The sequence below is a fragment of the Paraburkholderia silvatlantica genome (genome assembly GCF_003096715.1).
Lineage (GTDB): Bacteria > Pseudomonadota > Gammaproteobacteria > Burkholderiales > Burkholderiaceae > Paraburkholderia > Paraburkholderia silvatlantica.
On the sequence record NZ_QEOL01000011.1, the window covers coordinates 51,567 to 69,897 of the forward strand.

General features: G+C 66.3%; 11 protein-coding genes. 8 read left to right on the forward strand and 3 right to left on the reverse strand.

Annotated elements, in window-relative coordinates:
- The first annotated feature begins 92 nt into the window (after positions 1-92).
- The 4 genes from C7411_RS16255 to aroG all read left to right on the forward strand — a co-directional run bounded on the left by C7411_RS16255 (position 93) and on the right by aroG (position 8,678).
- The gene (locus C7411_RS16255) at positions 93-4,556 is read left to right on the forward strand and encodes a YhdP family phospholipid transporter (protein WP_110385290.1); all 4,464 of its coding nucleotides are present in this window, start codon (positions 93-95) and stop codon (positions 4,554-4,556) included.
- A 152-nt stretch (positions 4,557-4,708) separates the two neighbouring features.
- Positions 4,709-5,536 (forward strand): carbon-nitrogen hydrolase family protein, encoded by an 828-nt coding sequence (locus C7411_RS16260; RefSeq protein ID WP_110385416.1) that lies wholly within the window; start codon positions 4,709-4,711, stop codon positions 5,534-5,536.
- Positions 5,537-5,696: 160 nt separating this feature from the next.
- Positions 5,697-7,163 carry a metalloprotease TldD gene (tldD, locus tag C7411_RS16265; RefSeq protein WP_110385291.1) on the forward strand — a complete coding sequence of 489 codons (1,467 nt, stop codon included), beginning with the start codon at positions 5,697-5,699 and terminating at the stop codon, positions 7,161-7,163.
- 441 nt (positions 7,164-7,604) lie between these two features.
- Entirely contained in the window at positions 7,605-8,678 is a 1,074-nt protein-coding gene (gene aroG / locus C7411_RS16270) for a 3-deoxy-7-phosphoheptulonate synthase AroG (protein WP_110385292.1), read from the forward strand.
- A 40-nt stretch (positions 8,679-8,718) separates the two neighbouring features.
- Here aroG and C7411_RS16275 read toward each other — a convergent pair whose 3' ends face one another.
- The gene (locus C7411_RS16275) at positions 8,719-9,654 is read right to left on the reverse strand and encodes a glycosyltransferase family 2 protein (RefSeq protein WP_243413184.1); all 936 of its coding nucleotides are present in this window, start codon (positions 9,652-9,654) and stop codon (positions 8,719-8,721) included.
- Positions 9,655-10,031: 377 nt separating this feature from the next.
- Here C7411_RS16275 and C7411_RS16280 point away from each other — a divergent pair, with 377 nt between their 5' ends.
- Positions 10,032-11,228 carry a glycosyltransferase gene (locus tag C7411_RS16280; protein WP_110385293.1) on the forward strand — a complete coding sequence of 399 codons (1,197 nt, stop codon included), beginning with the start codon at positions 10,032-10,034 and terminating at the stop codon, positions 11,226-11,228.
- A 52-nt stretch (positions 11,229-11,280) separates the two neighbouring features.
- On the opposite strand, the gene C7411_RS16285 is transcribed toward C7411_RS16280, so the two are convergent.
- Positions 11,281-12,528 (reverse strand): oligosaccharide flippase family protein, encoded by a 1,248-nt coding sequence (locus C7411_RS16285; protein ID WP_110385294.1) that lies wholly within the window; start codon positions 12,526-12,528, stop codon positions 11,281-11,283.
- 412 nt (positions 12,529-12,940) lie between these two features.
- Between C7411_RS16285 and C7411_RS16290 the strand changes: the two genes are divergently transcribed.
- Entirely contained in the window at positions 12,941-14,164 is a 1,224-nt protein-coding gene (locus tag C7411_RS16290; RefSeq protein ID WP_110385418.1) for a glycosyltransferase, read from the forward strand.
- A 63-nt stretch (positions 14,165-14,227) separates the two neighbouring features.
- Here the strand turns inward: C7411_RS16290 and C7411_RS16295 are convergent, their stop codons facing one another.
- Positions 14,228-15,391 carry an acyltransferase family protein gene (locus tag C7411_RS16295; RefSeq protein ID WP_110385295.1) on the reverse strand — a complete coding sequence of 388 codons (1,164 nt, stop codon included), beginning with the start codon at positions 15,389-15,391 and terminating at the stop codon, positions 14,228-14,230.
- A gap of 313 nt (positions 15,392-15,704) precedes the next feature.
- Here C7411_RS16295 and C7411_RS16300 point away from each other — a divergent pair, with 313 nt between their 5' ends.
- A complete protein-coding gene (locus tag C7411_RS16300) occupies positions 15,705-17,102 on the forward strand; it encodes a sulfite exporter TauE/SafE family protein (RefSeq protein ID WP_133253662.1) in 1,398 nt (465 codons plus the stop codon).
- Positions 17,099-18,328 (forward strand): glycosyltransferase, encoded by a 1,230-nt coding sequence (locus C7411_RS16305; protein WP_181431345.1) that lies wholly within the window; start codon positions 17,099-17,101, stop codon positions 18,326-18,328. The genes C7411_RS16300 and C7411_RS16305 overlap by 4 nt, the downstream gene beginning before the upstream one ends.
- Positions 18,329-18,331 lie beyond the last annotated feature (3 nt).

An 18,331-nucleotide genomic window follows, 5' to 3' on the forward strand; every position in this document is an offset into this window, starting at 1 on the left:
CATCCCGGCTTCCCCGGATGGTCGTTCTGACAGCCCTCTGTGATACATTTCGTCGTTAGAACGCAACGCTACCATACCCCACCCGCCGCAGCATGTCCGAGCGAAACGATCACGCCGGCCTACCCCAATCTGGACATGCCAGCCAGGCTACCGAGCCAGGGGGTCCGCACCATCATCACCCGGTCCTGCGCCACACGTTGCGCGTGCTGGCGATCATCGCGCTCGTCCTGTATTTCATCGTCTCGGTCCTGCTGCTCGGGCTGCGCTATGTCGTGCTGCCGTACGTGGACAACTTCCGTCCGCGCATCGAGCAGATCGTCTCCTCGAAGATTCACGCCGAATTCCGCATCGGCAAGCTTGCGCCGCACTGGTCGGGCTTCCAGCCCGGCATCGACGTCACCGGTCTGACGATCCGCGACCGCCACGGCAATATCGCGCTCGACGTGCCGCACGCCACCGCCTCGGTGTCGTGGCGCTCGGTCGTGCTGCTCGAACCGCTGCTCTCGAGCATCGTGGTCGAGCAGCCCGACGTGCACATCGCGCGCGAGGACGACGGCACGCTCACCGTGGCAGGCGTGCCGGTGCCCACGGCACACACGGGCAATGCCACCTTCACGACCTGGCTCATGCGCCAGCAGGCCATCGTGCTGCGCGGCGGCACGCTGCGCTGGCACGACGCCACGCGCGACGTGCCCGACCTCGCGCTCTCGCATATTCGCCTCGCGATTCTCAACGACGGCTACGATCACCGCATCGCGCTCCAGGCGCCCGCCGAAGGCGCCGTGCTGCACGGCCCGCTCGACTTCCGCGCGCACTTCACGCACGCGCACTACGCGCAGGCCGGCAAGCCGATCAGCTGGACGGGCGACACCTACCTCTCGACCGGCCCCGTCGATCTGCCTACGCTCGCGCGCTACATCAACTTTCCGATTGCCACCTACGCGGGGCGCATCGACAACGCGATCTGGGCGCGCTTCTCGAATGGACGCATTCTCGAGGCGAGCGGCGCGCTGGAAGGCTCAAACGTTTCGCTGCGCACGCGGCCCACGCAGCCCCTCCTCGACATGCCGGTTGCGAGCTTCCACTGGAGCCTGGGCATCCAGCCCAGCGACTACACGCTCAAGCTGCGCGACTTCCACGCGGAACTGGGCCAGCCGCCGCTCGACGACGGCACGCCGCTCATGCGCTCGCTCGCGCTCACGACGCTCGACGCGCGCTTTCGTCAGCAAACACTCCAGCACGGCCAGTTGATGAGCGTGCGCGGCGACCGCATCGATCTCGGCATCCTCGCCGAGTTCATGCGCGCGCTGCCGCTGCCCGGGCGGGTGCAGGGCGCGCTCGTGCGCTTCGACCCGCGTGGGCTGGTGGCGAACTACGATCTCTCCCTTGAGCGCGCGAAGCCCGAGGCGGGCGAAGCGGCCGCCGAGCAGCGCTCCACGGGCGTCGAGCCAGTCACCCACTATCGCTTCAAAGGCGACCTGCAGGGCATCAGCGTGAACGCGCAGGAGCCGGGGCCGGGCCTCACGCCGCGCGGCCACCCGCGCGCGGGCCTGCCGGGGGTCGAGAACCTCTGGGGGCACATCGACGCCGACGAGTCGCACGGCACCATCGACCTCGACACGAACAGCGTGGCCATCACGCTGCCGGGCGTGTTCGACAATCCGCGCCTCACGTTCGACCGGCTCTACGGCGCGGCCAAATGGACCGTGGCCGCCGGGCGCGAACCCGGCAACCGGCTGAAGGCGTTCACCGTCGATGTCGCGAACCTGGGCGTCGAGAACGCCGACGCGCGCGCGAAGATGACCGCGCACTACACGAACCCCGGCAAGGGACGCGGCTCGCTCGACCTCGTCGCACATTTCGACGAGGCCAGGGTGAAGGCCATCCCGCGCTACCTGCCCACCGCCATCGCCGAGAAGACGCGCATCTACCTCGGCCACGGCCTGCAGGCGGGCCTGTCGAAGGGCGCGACGATCGAGATTCACGGCGACCTCACCCAATTCCCCTACTCGCGCAACCCCGATGCGGGCCAGTTCCGCATCGTTGCCCCGTTCACGGGCGGGCGCTTCGACCCGTCGCCGTTCCCGCCGCGCAAGATGCGCAGCGGCGCGCCGAACGTCTGGCCCGCTTTCGACGGCATCGACGGCGTGTTCAAGCTGCATGAGAACAAGCTGCGCTTCGACGTCGATCGCGGCCACTATCGCAACTTCGTGCTGCGCAACGTGAGCGGGCGCATCGAGGAGCTGGGCATCAAGGGCTCCGATATCGTGATCGAGGGCAGCGGGCGCGGGCCGCTCGCGGATCTGCTCGACTACGCGGAGAACAGCTCGATCGGTTACATGACGAAGCACGCCACCACGAAGGTGCGCGCGCAGGGGCAGTCCACGCTCGCGCTCAAGCTCACGATCCCGCGCCATCCGATGCCGAAGGTGTTGCTCGCGGGCGCCATCGGCTTCGAAAACAACACGCTCACGGCGAAGAACGTGCCGCCCGTCTCGAACCTCACCGGACAGGTGCGCTTCACGAACCACAGCGCCAATGTCGACCGGCTCACGGCGCGCTTCCTCGGCGGCGACCTGCGCGCAAGCGGCGCAATGCGCGACGACGGGCACTATGCGGTGAACGTGGCGGGCGACGTGGCGGTCGATGCGGCGCGCGGCCTGAACCTGCACGGCATGGCGGCGGCGGCGATCGGGCGCCTGTCGGGCGCGGCGCCCTACTCGCTTTCCGTGGCCGGCCAGCGCGGCCGCCTGCCCGACGTGAAGGCCAACGCCGATCTCACGGGCCTCGCGCTCGACCTGCCCGCGCCGTTCGGCAAGGCGGCCGGCACGCCCATGCCGCTGAACTTCGAATTGCAGCCCGGCACGGGCGCGCCCGCCGAATCCGCCACCGGCGCCGATGCGAGGGCCGACGACGCCGCCTTCGAACATGCGGAACTCACGCTCGGGCCGCTTGCCGCGCGTTACGTGATGCGCCGCCATCCGGGTCACGTGCCCGAAGTGGTGCGCGGTGCGATCGGGATGAACCGGCCCGCGGATCTGCCGTCGGAAGGCGTGACCGCCGCCGTCGACCTGCCCGCCTTCGACGCCGACGCCTGGCGCGCCGTGGTGCAGCAGATGCGCGGCACGGCAGCCTTGCAAGCGCAAGGCTCGGCGCCTGCGCGCACGGCGACGGCGGCGGCCGCGCCGGTTCCCCCGCCGCGAACCGCTGCAGAAAGGGCAGCAGAAAGGCAAGCTCAAAACGCCGCCCCACAGGCGGCCTCCGAAGCGGCGGCGGTCAACCCCGCTGCCGCGCCGCCAAGCCCGGCGTCGGCCACCGCGGCGGCAGCGGCCGCACCTGCCGCCGCCTCGTCGCCGCTCGCGCCCAACGGCGCGGTCGGCCAGTTCCTGCCGTCGCGCTTCGCGGTCCACGTCGGCATGCTCACGCTGCTCAAGCGGCACTGGGAGAACGTCGTGCTCGGCGCGTCGCGCACCGGCGGGCGCGGCAACGAATGGCAGGCCAACGTCGCCTCCAACCAGGTCTCGGGCCACGTCTCGTGGAAGCCGGGCGCCGTGCCGGGCGCACCCGGCACGCTCGAAGCGCGGCTCGCGCGCCTCACCGTGCCCGCCGCCACCGAAAACGACCTGCTCGGTGAGGCGATGTCGCAGCCCGCGCAGAACATGCCGTCGATCGACCTCGTCGTGAACCAGCTCATCGTGCGCGACCGCGACCTCGGCCGCCTCCAGGTGAATGCGCACAACTTCGACGACAACGGCGTGCCGGTCTGGCAGCTCGACCAGCTCGACATCAGCAATCCGGACGCGCACCTCACCGCCACGGAAAACTGGCGCGCGGTGGGCGACACGGCAGCCGGCGACGACTCTGCGGCCGCCGGGATGCAAACGCCGCGCCGCACGGCGCTCGACTTCCATCTCGACATCAAGGACGCCGGCGCGCTGCTCGTACGCGCCGGCAGGCCGCACGTGCTCAAGAACGGCTCGGGCACGCTCTCGGGCAACCTGGAATGGCAAGGCGGCCCCACGCGCATCGACTTCCCGTCGCTGAACGGCAACCTCGCGCTCGACCTGCGTCATGGCGAGATTCTCAAGGTCGATCCGGGCGTGGCAAGGCTGCTTGGCGTGCTGAGCCTGCAGAGCCTCGCGCGCTTTGCAACGATGGACTTCCGCGACATCATCGGCGAAGGCCTGCCCTTCACGAGCGCGACGGCCACCGCGCAGATCCAGAACGGCATTGGCAGCACCAACGACTTCAGGCTCGTCACCGCACCTGGGCGCGCGACGATGACGGGCAGCGTGGACCTCGCACACGAAACCCAGGACCTGCGCGTGCACGTGGTGCCGACGGTCAGCGCGGGCGCGGGCGTGGTCGCGGCGACCATCATCAATCCGCTCTTCGGGCTCGGCGCGCTGATCGGCGACGTCGTGCTCTCGCATACGCTCGAGCACGCGTTCGCGCTGGACTTCGCGATCACGGGGCCGTGGGCCAAACCGCACGTCGAGCGGCTGCATGGCGATCAGGGTAAGATGGACGCGCAGGCGCCAGCCGCAGCGCACTGACGCAGCGCACTGACGCAGCGCACTGACGCAGCGCACTGACGCAGTGCGCCGACGCAGTGCGCTGAATTAGGCGCCCAGTTGCCATTAAGTGCGCCGCGCCGCGGGCACGCGGCATGCGCGCCAGGTACCCCGAACCCATTCAAGATCTGCCGATGAGCGCTCCCTCTCCCGATCCGTTTCGCGTCGCCGCGCTGCAGATGGTCAGCACGCCCGATCGCGAGCGCAATCTCGCCGAAGCGGACCAGTTGATCGCCGAGGCCGCCGCCGCGGGCGCGCGCCTCGTGTTGCTGCCCGAATATTTCTGCTTCATGGGTCACAAGGACAGCGACAAGCTCGCGATCCGCGAGCCGCACGGCGACGGGCCCATTCAGCGTTTTCTTGCCGATGCGGCGAAGCGCCATGGCGTGTGGGTGATCGGCGGCACCCTGCCGCTGAAAGCGCCCGAGGAAACGCGCGTGCTCAACACCACGCTCGTGTTCGACCCGAGCGGCGAGGAGCGCGCGCGCTACGACAAGATCCATCTCTTCAACTTCGAAAAAGGCGCCGAATCATTCGACGAAGCGCGCACGATCCGGCCCGGTGCCGAGGTGCGCACGTTCGAGGCGCCGTTCGGCCGGGTCGGCCTGTCGGTCTGCTACGATCTGCGTTTTCCCGAGCTGTATCGGCGCATGGGAGACTGCGCACTGATGGTCGTGCCTTCCGCGTTCACTTACACCACCGGCCGCGCCCACTGGCAACTCCTGCTGCGCGCCCGCGCGATCGAGAACCAGTGCTACGTGCTCGCCGCGGCGCAAGGCGGCACCCACGAGAACGGTCGGCGCACATGGGGTCACAGCATGCTGATCGACCCGTGGGGCGAGATCGTCGACGTGCGCGACGAAGGCGCAGGGGTGGTGGCCGGCGACATCGACCCCAAACGCATCGCCAGCGTGCGCGCGAGCCTTCCGGCGTGGCGGCACCGCGTGCTCGACTGCGCATGACGCACGTAACGCATGCAACGCGCGCGACAACTGGCCCCGCGAATGAACGCCATCGAATTCCACGCGAGTTCTACGCGTGTTCTACGTTTAAGGCGCTTGATTTCGCAGCACCGCGCCCGAATCTCCATTGACAGACTCATCGATTGATCCCACAGAGCGCATGAACATCATCGAACCCGGCATCCGCAATCTGGCGACCGCGAAGGACCTGCTCCTCACGCCCTACGGCCTCGACGAGGCAGTGCTCACGCGCACGCTCGGCGAGATCTTCACGCATCGCATCGACTACGCCGATCTTTACTTCCAGACCACGCGCAGCGAGGCCTGGAGCCTCGAGGAAGGCATCGTCAAGTCGGGCAGCTTCAGCATCGACCAGGGTGTCGGCGTGCGCGCCGTGTCCGGCGAGCGCACCGCTTTCGCCTACTCCGACGACCTCTCGCCCGAAGCGATCCGCCAGGCCGCCATCGCCACGCGCTCGATCGCCAGGGCCGGCGGCGGCAAGCAGAAAATCCAGGTGGCGAAGTCGCTCACGGGCATTGCGGGCCGCGATCTGTACCTGCCGTCCGATCCGTTGAGTTCGCTCGGCGCCACCGAAAAGGTGAAGCTGCTCGAGCGCATCGAGGAGATGGCGCGCGGACGCGATCCGCGCATTACGCAAGTCATGGCCGCGCTCGCGGGCGAGTACGACGTGGTGCTCGTCGCACGCAGCGACGGCGCGCTCGCCGCCGACATCCGCCCGCTCGTGCGCGTGTCGGTCACGGTGATCGCCGAGCACAACGGCCGCCGCGAAATCGGCAACGGCGGCGGAGGCGGCCGCTACGACTACGGCTATTTCACCGACGACATCCTGTCGAAGTACGTGGACGACGCCGTGCACGCCGCGCTCGTGAACCTCGAAGCGCGCCCGGCGCCCGCCGGCGCGATGACCGTCGTGCTCGGCCCGGGGTGGCCCGGCGTGCTGCTGCACGAGGCGATCGGCCACGGCCTCGAAGGCGACTTCAACCGCAAGGGCTCGTCGGCGTTCGCGGGGCGCATTGGCGAGCGCGTGGCCGCGAAGGGCGTGACGGTGGTCGACGACGGCACGCTGCCCAACCGCCGCGGCTCGCTCAATATCGACGACGAAGGCAACCCCACGCAGTGCACGACGCTGATCGAAGACGGCATTCTCAAGGGCTACATTCAGGATTCGCTGAACGCGCGCCTCATGAAAATGCCCGTGACGGGCAACGCCCGCCGCGAGTCGTACGCCGCGCTGCCCATGCCGCGCATGACCAACACGTACATGCTCAACGGCGACAAGGATCCGCAGGAAATCATCGGCTCGGTGAAGAACGGTCTGTATGCCGTGAACTTCGGCGGCGGCCAGGTGGACATCACGAACGGCAAGTTCGTGTTCTCGGCCTCCGAAGCCTACATGATCGAAAACGGCAAGATCAGCTACCCCGTGAAGGGCGCAACGCTCATCGGCAGCGGCCCGGAATCGCTCAAGTACGTGAGCATGATCGGCAACGACATGCGCCTCGACTCGGGCGTGGGCGTATGCGGCAAGGAGGGCCAGAGCGTGCCGGTGGGCGTGGGTCAGCCGACGCTGCGCATCGACCGCATGACGGTGGGCGGCACGGTTTAAGACCCTGGCCCGCGCGCATTCCGTGCACGGTGATGCGGGAATTCCGCATCACCGTGCGGATTTTCTGCACCTGAATCATTTTTTTGCAGATAGTCCGCTTTTTTAGCGTACCCCGCTTGCCAGCCACGAGAAGGCCGGGTTATAAAGGCAAACAACCTTTTCGACGTAACGCACCGAAGTCACGAACGTTCCGACCCAGACCGCCATGTTCGCCACGAAGTTTTACTTTTACTTCTTTTGGTATCTCAGACCGCTGGCGGATCGAGAGGGTTGATAGTACGCGCAGGACCCCGAATACACGAGAAACCGCCAGCCAAACCTGGCGGTTTTTTTTCGCCCTTGTTTTTCGCCCTCACTTTCGAGCCTCACCTTCATCTAACCGAATTTGAAGCACCGTCTGAACGACGCACGCTACGCACCCAGGATCAGGAGAAAACAACCATGCCCCCGCACAACACCGACGATGTCCGCATTCGCGAACTCAAGGAACTCACGCCGCCCGCTCACCTGATCCGCGAATTCCCCTGCTCGGAGGCCGCCTCCACACTGATCTTCGAATCGCGCCGCGCCATGCACCGCATCCTGCACGGCATGGACGACCGCCTGATCGTCGTCGTCGGGCCGTGCTCGATTCACGACACGAAGGCCGCGCTCGACTACGCGAAGCGGCTCGTCGAAGAGCGCAAGCGCTTCAAGAACGAGCTCGAGATCGTGATGCGCGTGTACTTCGAGAAGCCGCGCACGACGGTGGGCTGGAAGGGCCTCATCAACGACCCGTACCTCGACAACAGCTTCAAGATCAACGACGGTCTGCGCACCGCGCGCGAGCTGCTCGTCTCGATCAACGAACTGGGCCTGCCCGCCGGCACCGAATACCTCGACATGATCAGCCCGCAGTACATCGCCGACCTCATCTCGTGGGGGGCGATCGGTGCGCGCACAACGGAATCGCAGGTGCACCGCGAGCTGGCTTCGGGATTGTCGTGCCCGGTCGGCTTCAAGAACGGCACGGACGGCAACGTGAAGATCGCCGTCGACGCGATCAAGGCCGCTTCGCAGCCGCACCATTTCCTCTCGGTGACGAAGGGCGGCCACTCGGCCATCGTCTCGACCGCGGGCAATGAGGACTGCCATGTGATTCTGCGTGGCGGCAAGACGCCGAACTACGACGCGGATAGCGTGAACGCCGCATGCAGCGATATCGGCAAGGCGGGTCTCGCCGCGCGCCTCATGATCGACGCGAGCCACGCGAACAGCTCGAAGAAGCACGAGAACCAGATTCCGGTGTGCGCCGATATCGGCCGCCAGGTGGCGGCGGGCGACGAGCGCATCGTCGGCGTGATGGTGGAGTCGCACCTCGTGGCGGGCCGCCAGGACCTGAAGGAAGGCTGCGAGCTGACCTATGGCCAGAGCATCACGGACGCGTGCATCGGCTGGGACGAAAGCGTGGGCGTGCTCGAAGGCCTCGCGCAAGCGGTCAAGCAGCGCCGCATTGCGCGCGGTTCGGGCAACTGAGCGCAGCGCGCGGCGCGCTCGCACGGCGCCGCGCGTGAATTCATAGCCGCTCGGCGCGCTCGGGCCGCACCGCGCCCATGCACAGATCGGCAATCCCGATCACGTTGCCGATGAGCCTGCCGCGCCGGTCGAGATGCGCCTCCGGGCGCACCGACTTCACGCAGTTCATGCTGAGCGCGCGCAGGATGTTGCTGGTCGCTTCCTTGCGCGACATCACGCCCTTGTTGCACAGGTACATCGCGTTGACCACCTGCGAATAGCCGAAGCGCCGGCCCGATACGCGCCCGCCTCGCAGCCCGAGGTGCACGCCCAGCAGATAGTCGCAGTACGCGACCGAGCCGCGGCGCGCGAGGCGCCGCGAGAAGTCCTTGTCCTCCAGCCAGCCATACAGCACGAGACGCTCGTCGAAGCGCAGATCGGCGATAGCCTGCGCGCGGCACGCCATGTTGCAGCCGTACAGTTCCACGCAGGGCCGCAGCGGCGGTCGCCGCATCACTTCGGCCTGCGCACCGTCCACGAGCGCAACGGCTTCTTCCCAGGAGATCGGCTGCGTGTTCGCGCCGTCGCGCAACGTGCGGCCGGAAAAGCCCACGAGCTTCGCGTCGCTCTCGAACAATTCCACGCACAGCTCGATCCAGTGACCTTCGGGCGCGAAGTCGTCGTCGAGGAAAATCACGACGTCGATGTCCGGCGCAAGCGCGTCGAGCGCGCGATTGCGCTGCACGCTCGAACCCGCCGTGCCGATGATTTCGTCCACGCGCAGTCCGTTGGCGTCGTAGGGTCCGATGTCGTCTGCGCTGCTGCCCGAGAGGATGATCTGATCCGGCCGCACCGTTTGCCGCGCGAGCAGACGCACGACCCACGCGGTGGCGCCTGGCCGTCCCTTGGTCGCGACGACCACCGCGACACGCATGCGCGCCTTCGCGCCCTTCGAGGCCATGGAAGACACGAGATCATCGGTCGTGCGCGTTGTCATCGGATTCTCCGCATTCCGGTGGTCGTTTCGACTCGAATCGAGGTTAGCACGAGGCCTTGGCTGCTAGTCGGGCCGGATTCAGGTTGTCCGAAACAATCTATTCAACGACTGATTCCAACTGTTTGTGAACGAGCACGCGTTGACAGCGTGCTTCGAACCTTTTACCGCTTCTCCTTTTCTGTGAATCAAATCCGCATTTACTGCACTATTTTTGCGCTTTTATCGATTACGCATCACCCATAGCGCAGCCCCGTCCGGTAAATCCGTCCAATAGAATTTTTCGGATTCCTCTTTTGATAAGACTCGCCTACAAATGCTAAAAGGGATTCGCGCAAATATGACCGACTAACCCGCCTCACCGGAAAGATCCTCCCAACATGACTGCGTCGACACGTCGAAGCCAGCCAGCGGAAGACGAGATCCTCTCTTCCGGGACAACGGTTTGCGAAACCGGACCCGGCACCCGGCTCGAACGCCCAGTGGTCTTCTACGTGCAGCCGTTGATCGCGCGCTATCGCATCGAAGTCATCGAGTCGCTCAACCGACTTTTCACTGTCAAGGTGTTTGCGTGCTCCAAGGGAGTCGAGGCCAACGGCTTTTCGCGCGAGAAGCCCGAGTGCGACGAGTTCGTCGAAACGCGTATCGCGAGTCTCGCGGGTCTGCCCTCGCGGCGCATTCGCATGCAAAGCCGCGTGCTGAGCCACATCGTTTTCGAACGTCCCGATGCAGTCCTGATCTTTGCAGACGTTCGCTATCTGTCGCTGTGGCTTGCGCTCCTCGCCGGACGCGTGATGCGCGTGCCCGTGCTGATTCACGGCCAGGGGCTCTACCGGCACGAGAGCGCGGGGCTCATGCGCACGGTCTGCTACCGCCTTGCAGTCGCGCTCGCCGTGCGCTACGTCTGCTATACCGAGGCTTCGCGGCGCTCGCTCGTCGCGATCGGCTGCCCGCTCGCGAAGCTTGTCGTCGCGAACAACGCACTCACGGTCTCGTGCGGTGTGGAGCCCGCCACCAAGACGGGCGCCGAGAGCGGCGTGCTCTTCATCGGCAGGCTGCGCGAAGGCTCGGAGATCGAACCGCTCATCGACGTGGTCGGGCAGCTTCATGCCGAAGGCAACGACATCACGCTGCACGTGATCGGCGACGGCGAGCACGGCGAGCGCCTGAAGCGCAAATACAGCGATCGCAGCTACGTGGTCTGGTATGGCGCGGTGTTCGACGACGACGCCATCGCGACCATCAGCCGGCGCTGCCGCGTAGGCTGCTATCCGGGCTCGGCGGGCTTGAGCGTCGTGCACATGTTCGCGTTGAGCCTGCCGCCCGTCGTGCACGACCGGCTGCCGCTGCACATGGGGCCGGAGCCGGGCTATGTCGAGGACGGCCGCACCGGCTTTTTCTTCGGGCGCGACGGCGGCACACAGGCGCTCGGCGCCACACTGCGGCGCATCTGGTCCATGCCGCCCGGCGAAATGCGCGCAGCCGCGGCCGCCGCGCACGCGGTGTACTGCCAGCTCAACTCGCCTACGCTCGGACATCAGCTCGCCGAGATCGTCGAAGCGGCGCTGCGGGCGTGAATCGCCGCTTCAATCCCGCTTCAATCCCGCTCGCCCGCCTTTGCACGCCGGCCTATTTCTGCCGCGAGACGCGATACAGCATCCACGCCGCGCACGAGGACAGCCCGAAGGTCATCGACCATGCCACACCCGTCACACCGAACATATGCAAGGAAGGCGGCACGGACACCACGAGCGCCACGACCTGGAGCAGCGATGCAACCGTGACGGCACGCGCGTCGCCCACCGCGCGCAGATACGAGGCGAGCACCGAATTCAGCGCGCTGATCGCCATGTTGATGACGAAGATGCGAAAGAGCGGCACGGCCGACAGCCACGCGGCGCCGAGCACGAGCGAAAAGAGCGGCTCTGCGGCGAAGCGCAGCACGATCACCACGCACGCGAGCCCCGCCACGGCCGCGATGAGATACAGCCGGAACAGGCGCGCGGCCGATTGCGGCCCGCCACGATGATGCGCGGCGAAGGTGGGGAAGAGATACTGCGACAGCGCGAGCGCGGCGTCGGCGAGCAGCATTTGCGCGAGCTTCGAGGACATCTGCCAGGCGCCGAGCTGCGTCGGCCCGAGCAGCTTGCCCACCACCACCTTGTCGAACTGGTTGGTGATGAGAATGATCACGCTGCTCGCCCAGATCCAGCGGCTGAACCCTACGTAATGGCCGATGCCCGACCAGCGCAGCCGGATCGGCGGACGCGGCGAGAGCGCGATCCACGTGACGACGCTCTTGAAGGCCTCGCCGATCATCATGCCGAGCAGCAGCGAGTACGGGCCCGCGCCAGCGAGTGCGAGCGCAATGCCGAAGCCGCAGTCAAGGCACGAGGACGAGATTTCGATCGCCGCAATATGCTGGAAATGGCGCTCGCGCTGCGTGATGAAATACGCGGGCGAGGCGAGCCCGCGCAAGAGCGGGAGCAGCGCGGCGAGCTGGACGAGGCCGATCGCGCCGCCCAGGTGGAACTGCGCGTCCATGAGCGGCGCACTCGCCACGAGCAGCAGACCGATCAGCAGGCCGCGCGTCGCGAGCGTCGTCCAGACGGCGCCGGCCTCCGCGCGCGTTGGCGACGACTGGCCCTGTATGACGGCTTGCGCGAGCCCGGTATCGGAGAGCGCTTCGGCAATCGCGACCGCGAGCAGCGCGACGCTCGCGAGACCGATTGCCGACGGCCCGAGAATGCGCCCGATCACGAGGAACTTGACGGCGACGAGGCCGCGCACGACGACCTGCTGCAGCAGCACCCAGGTCGCCGCTCCGGGTCCGAAGCCGGCCTTGATCGGTATGGCTGGCAGCCGCATTGCGCGCAAAATGCCTCTCCTGTTGTCGATCTCTGAGTCGGAGCGTCAGCCCTTTTCCCAGTTCCCCTCAAGCATGTTTGGGAACGCGTTTTCGTCACCCGTTCTGGACCTTACCGCGCGGCGGCGTCCACGACGCGCCATCTACCAGGTGGAATCGGACGGGGCGGCCATCCGCGGGACGGCCATGCATGAACCGACCCATCGCGAGCCAGCGATTCGTGAATCTTCAAGCGATCGGCATATCCCCAGGCTTTTTCGGCCATGCTGCCCCGCAATCTGGCGCATGCCGCTTGCGCACCACTGCTATTTTGTTCGTAATAATGCTCATCGGGCCTCCCGCATGGAAAACGCGTCGATCGCCAGATATCGCAATGCTGCCACTGACACCCCGGACGCCGCCGCACGCTCCGACACACTCGTCATGTCCGAGCCTCCCGGCACGCGCGCATCGGTTGGCGGCGACTGGATCGCCATTATCGAGCCGAACTTCACGGGTCACCGCTGGCGCTACGTCGAGTGGATCGCGCAGGCGTGCGTGGAAGCCGGCCACCGCTGCCTCGTCGTCACCGATACCGAATATGCCGATCATCCGCTCGCGCAGCGCATCGTGCGCGAAGCGCGGCCCGATCTGCGCCTCATGCTGCTCGACCTGCACACCGTTCCGCCCGGCCCGCATTTCGCGGCGAGCGTGTATATGCGCTTTCGCAACTTCTATGCGCGGGCGTTCCGTCAGGTGAGCAAAACGATGCACGTACGGCTCGTCATCGCACCCTACGCCGACTACTTCTTCTACACGCTCGCGGGGTTCGACTCGCCATTCGGCGAGACGCCGTGGATCGCCATCGTCATGGGCATGACGTTTCATCATGCGCGCATCGGCTTGCGCACGCCGCGCCGACGCTTCGTCGACATGGCCAAGTCGGCGCTGTTTCGGCGCGCCATGCGCTCGCGCGGGCTGCGCGAACTCTTCACGATCGACCCGACGCTGCCCGACTGGTTCGCGACGACGAAACCCCGGCGTGCCGCACCGCTCAGCTATCTGGCCGACCCGTTTCCCGAAATCGAAGGCATGGACCCCGCGTTCGCGCGCGAGCAGCTGAAGCTCGATGCGCATACGCGCTATCTGCTCGTGTACGGCGCGATCGGCGAACGCAAGGGCATTCGCGAACTGATGCTCGCGCTCGAGCACAAGCCCGACGCGCCGTGCCTCGTCATCGCGGGCCAGCAGGACGACGAAACGCGCGCGTTCATCGACGCCCACGCGCCGCGACTCGCGAGCGCGCCGGTGATCTTCAACCAGTTCATCTCCGATGAGATGGAGCGCGAACTCTTTTCCGCCTGCGACGCCGTATGGCTCGGCTACAAGCAGCATTACGGCATGAGCGGCGTGCTCGTGCAGGCGTACCGCTTCCGCAAGCCCGTGGTGGCCAGCGCCGACGGCCTGATCGGCTGGTATTGCCGCGACGGTGCGCTCGGCCCCTTGCTCGGCGACCTCGAGCCCGCCACGATCGCGCACGCGCTCGATGCACTCGCGCAGCATTGGCGGCGCGCGGGCCCAGGCCCCGCGCAGCCCGCTGGCGAACACCTCCTTTCGTGCAACACGCTCGAGCAGTTCAAGCGCACGCTGCAGGCCGCGTTGGCATGAGCGCCCGCGAAAACCTCATTCAATAGCAAGCAAGCCGAATCAGTCCGGTCCCGTCACAGAGGATCACGCAACGCCTTCGATCTTGTTGTCCGCCGCGCCCGTGTTGGGCCGCTCGGCAGGGACGGCCCCGCGCATGTCGGGGAACATCGCGTCGCGCAGGCGCAGGAACGGGAACTCGACGGCGCGCGTGGTGAGATAGCCCAGCACCGAGGCGATGAAGAACTGCGCGACGATCACGACGGGCCAGGCGGCGAGCGGCGGCACACCGAGCGCGCTTGCCTTGTGGATCAGATAATCGCCGGGCGCGAGCGCGAGCGAATGCCAGAGGTAGATGCCGTACGAGTACACGCCGAGCCACGCGAGCCCGCGATACAGCCACGTCGTGCGCAATCTGCCCGAATGTTCGAGCACGAGCATGATGAGCGCGCAAAAGCCGAGGGCCTGGATCGTGTAGCCGATGCTCTCGTCCAGCGCCACGTCGGGCGTCGCGAAGATGAGCCAGGCGAGCAGCAGCCCCACGACGCCGAACAGCCAGCGCTTCCTGGCGACGAGCGTGCGCCAGAGGTCGGGCTTCATCCAGTAGACGGTCGCGAGGATGACGCCGATGAGCAGGCTGTCCATGCGGTACTGCGTGTAGTTGAACGCCCCGACGAGGTCGCCGTGCGATACCGCGATGCAACGCGCGCTCAGGACGACCACGCAAAGGCCAGCCATGACGGCGATCAGCGCATTCGCGCGCAGCCGGAAATGCGCGAGCAGGATCAGGAGCGCGGGCAGGAACAGATAGAAGTGCTCTTCGACAGCGAGGCTCCACGTTTGCGCAATGGAGGTGCCGAAGTAATTCTGCATGTGCGTGAGGTTCTGCCAGAGGAACGTATCGGGCCGATGGCGGCCGGCCAGCAGGTGAAAAAAAATCAGCGCGTAGTACGCGGGCCAGATCTTGAAGATCCGCCGCACGATGAAGCGGCGCGCACCGATGCGGCCCGTTTGCGAATATTGGCGCAGCAGCAGCCCGCCCACCAGAAAGCCGCTGAGTGTGAAGAAAAGATTCACGCCTTCGTGGCCGAAGCTTTTTAGCGGGGACTCGAGCACGCTGACCCAGGGATGGCCCGTGCGCACCGTGTGGAAGTGATAGCCCATCACGACAAAGATCGCGATGCCACGCACGAAGTCGAGCTCGACGGAGCGCCCTTTCGTCGACAGTCTCACTCCGTGTAGTAACTTCATGACCTTTCCTCGCTTGCGTCCATGCCGGATTCTTGCGCAAGGCAGACGATGAAAAATTTACTCCTGCCGGTCTCATCATGAACACAGGCGCCGTGCAGCGTGCGCCAAGTTCCCGCCGTTCTCGGCCAGGTGTGTGGACGAAACCACACGCCAAATCAGAATTTTTTTCCTGCCGCCACAACCCAGCCGCTTCCCGCCACGCGCATGCGCAAGCCGCTTGCGGCGTTTTATATTGAGTCGAGCCAACGCGTGCGGCGCGCATGTATCTTGCGCAACGTATGCGACCCTATGCACCGCACCGGGAGAAACGCCGATGCGAAACAAACATGCTGCACTATGGCTATGGGTGTGCCTCGTGCCTCTCGCTTTCGACTACAAGGCACCGGACTCCCAGTTCGGCCACAGCGCGCAATGGCTGGCCGTCATTCCGGCCCTGACAGGCGCGCTCATTCTCGCGATGATCGGCCCGCGCTTCGCGCGTCCGACGCGGCTGCGCTCGTTCGTCACGGGCGCGATCGTGGCAAGCCTCGTCGGCAGTCTCATTGCGCAGGTGCTGCAGCACAATCCGATTGGCCAATACCTGCGCGTCATGCTGCCGTTCCTGCTGTTCGCGCTCGGCTACTGGGCGACGTGCCGCCCGTGGCACATCATTCGCGTCGTGCAGATGCAGCGCGCGCTCTATTATGCGAACGTGCTGGGCCTCGTGTTCACGTTCTTCTTCGGCTTGCTGGCAGTCGGCGGGCCGCTCGCCGACATCCGTTTTCGCATCGTCTCGCCGACCATGCTCGCGCTGCAGGCCATGCTGCTGCACCAGTTCATCGTCGCCCGGCGCTTCAGCATGACGATGGTACTCGTGTTCCTCGCCACGCTCGTCGTCGAATTGCTGAGCGTCACGCGCAGCCTGCTCATCGCGACCATCCTGCTCGCCATGTTTGCGGCGTGGCTTGCTTCGCCGTCGCTCAGTCATCTGATCAAATCGTTTTTCCGCACGGGTATCGCGCTTTCTTTCGTTGTCGCGCTGGGCGTGGGAACCGCGTGGCTCTTCCCGTCGATCACGGAACACTGGACACAGCGCGTGACGGCCGCGCAGAACGCGGAGTCCGACCGCGACCCGACCACGGTCACGCGTATTGCGGAGATGCGCGACCAGTACGACCAGGTCACCGAATCGGTGGAATCGGTCCTGTTCGGCAAGGGCTATGGCCACCTCTACCGCTATTCGCCCATCTATTACCAGTACGTGAACCAGACCTTCAGCAAGGACGACTACTTCAACACCAGCGACTGGGTGGCGGGCCACAACTTCTGGGTGTACCAGCTCTACGCCGAAGGTATCGTGTTCGGGGGCTGCATGCCGCTCGCGGTGATCGTCGCGCTCATCGTCGCGGGCCGCGCATTCAGACGCTGGCGCCGCATTGCGCCGCGCCACCCGATGCTCATGCCGCTCAGCATGGCGCTGCTCGTGCTCGGCGCGTTGCCGGGTGCGTCGATCGGCGGCAATCCGCTCGGCACGCGTTTCTCGGGCCTCGTGTACGGCCTCGCGCTCGGGCTGATCGTCGCTCTGTATTCGCAGCTTCATTACCGCATCGACCTTCAACGCAAGCGCCAGCGCCTGCACCCGTCCTACGGGCGCGAGCCTGCCTTGCGCCCTACGGCGCCCGCGGCGGTGCCGGTGCCGCTCAACACGTATGCGACTCCGGAGCCCCGATGAAAATCCTGCACCTCGTTTCCACGGTCGACCCGCGCTCGGGCGGCCCGATTGAGGGCGTTCGCCAGAGCGGTCTCGCGATGACGGCGCTCGATCACCAGATCGAAGTGGCATCGCTCGACCCGATCGACGCGCCTTATGTGCGCGAATTCCCGCTGCCGCTCCACGCACTGGGCAAGGGCCGCGGACACTACGGATACAGCCCCGGCTACGTGCCGTGGCTGCGCGCGAACGCGAGGCGCTTCGACGCGGCGATCGTGCACGGGCTCTGGCAATACCACGGTTTCGGCGCGTGGCGCGCGCTGCGCCACGCCCAGGTGCCGTACTACGTGTACACGCACGGCATGCTCGACCCGTGGTTCAAGGCCACCTATCCGGTCAAGCATCTAAAGAAATGGGCGTACTGGCCATGGGCCGATTTCCGCGTGCTGCGCGACGCGGCCGCCGTGATCTTCACGACCGACGAAGAACGCCTGCTCGCGCGCGAATCGTTCTGGCTGTACCGCGCCAACGAGCACGTCGTGCCGTTCGGCACCAATGCGCCCCGCGAGGACCCGGACACGTTGCGCGAAGCCTTCCTGCAGGAGTCGCCGCATCTGCGCAACAAGCGCATCGTGCTGTTTCTCGGGCGTCTGCATCCGAAAAAGGGTTGCGACGTGCTGGTTCATGCGTTCGCCGACCATGCGCGCGAAACGCCGGATGCGCACCTGGTGATGGCAGGCCCCGACCAGAGCAACTGGCAACCCGCGCTGCAGGCGATGGCGCAGTCGCACGGCATTGCGCACCGCATCAGCTGGCCGGGCATGCTGCAGGGCAGCCTGAAGTGGGGCGCGTTTTTTGCCAGCGACGTGTTCGTGCTGCCGTCGCACCAGGAGAACTTCGGCGTTTCCGTGGCGGAGGCGCTGGCTTGCGGGCTGCCCGCTCTGGTCTCGGACAAGGTGGGCGTCTGGCGCGAAATCGATGAGGACGGCGCGGGACTCGTTGCGCCCGACACGGTTGCCGGCACGCAGCGCAACTTCGCCTCATGGCGGGCACTCGATGAGCGCTCGCGCGACGCGATGCGCGCCCAGGCGCGGCGCACGTTCGACGCGCGCTTCGCGATGGACGGCATGGTGCGATCGCTGCTGGGCTTGTTGCAGGAACATCCGTTGCATGCCGGCGCGCGCTTTCACCGGGGGCGCCCGATGGGCGCCATGGCGCGGGGCGAACCCGCGGAGCAAACCGAATAAGCG

Coding starts and splice junctions, on each gene's coding strand:
- tldD (WP_110385291.1), top strand. CDS start 5,697: ATGAACATCATCGAACCCGGCATCCGCAATCTGGCGACCGCGAAGGAC.
- C7411_RS16280 (WP_110385293.1), top strand. CDS start 10,032: ATGACTGCGTCGACACGTCGAAGCCAGCCAGCGGAAGACGAGATCCTC.
- C7411_RS16260 (WP_110385416.1), top strand. CDS start 4,709: ATGAGCGCTCCCTCTCCCGATCCGTTTCGCGTCGCCGCGCTGCAGATG.
- C7411_RS16305 (WP_181431345.1), top strand. CDS start 17,099: ATGAAAATCCTGCACCTCGTTTCCACGGTCGACCCGCGCTCGGGCGGC.
- C7411_RS16300 (WP_133253662.1), top strand. CDS start 15,705: ATGCGAAACAAACATGCTGCACTATGGCTATGGGTGTGCCTCGTGCCT.
- C7411_RS16295 (WP_110385295.1), bottom strand. CDS start 15,391: ATGAAGTTACTACACGGAGTGAGACTGTCGACGAAAGGGCGCTCCGTC.
- aroG (WP_110385292.1), top strand. CDS start 7,605: ATGCCCCCGCACAACACCGACGATGTCCGCATTCGCGAACTCAAGGAA.
- C7411_RS16255 (WP_110385290.1), top strand. CDS start 93: ATGTCCGAGCGAAACGATCACGCCGGCCTACCCCAATCTGGACATGCC.
- C7411_RS16290 (WP_110385418.1), top strand. CDS start 12,941: ATGTCCGAGCCTCCCGGCACGCGCGCATCGGTTGGCGGCGACTGGATC.
- C7411_RS16275 (WP_243413184.1), bottom strand. CDS start 9,654: ATGACAACGCGCACGACCGATGATCTCGTGTCTTCCATGGCCTCGAAG.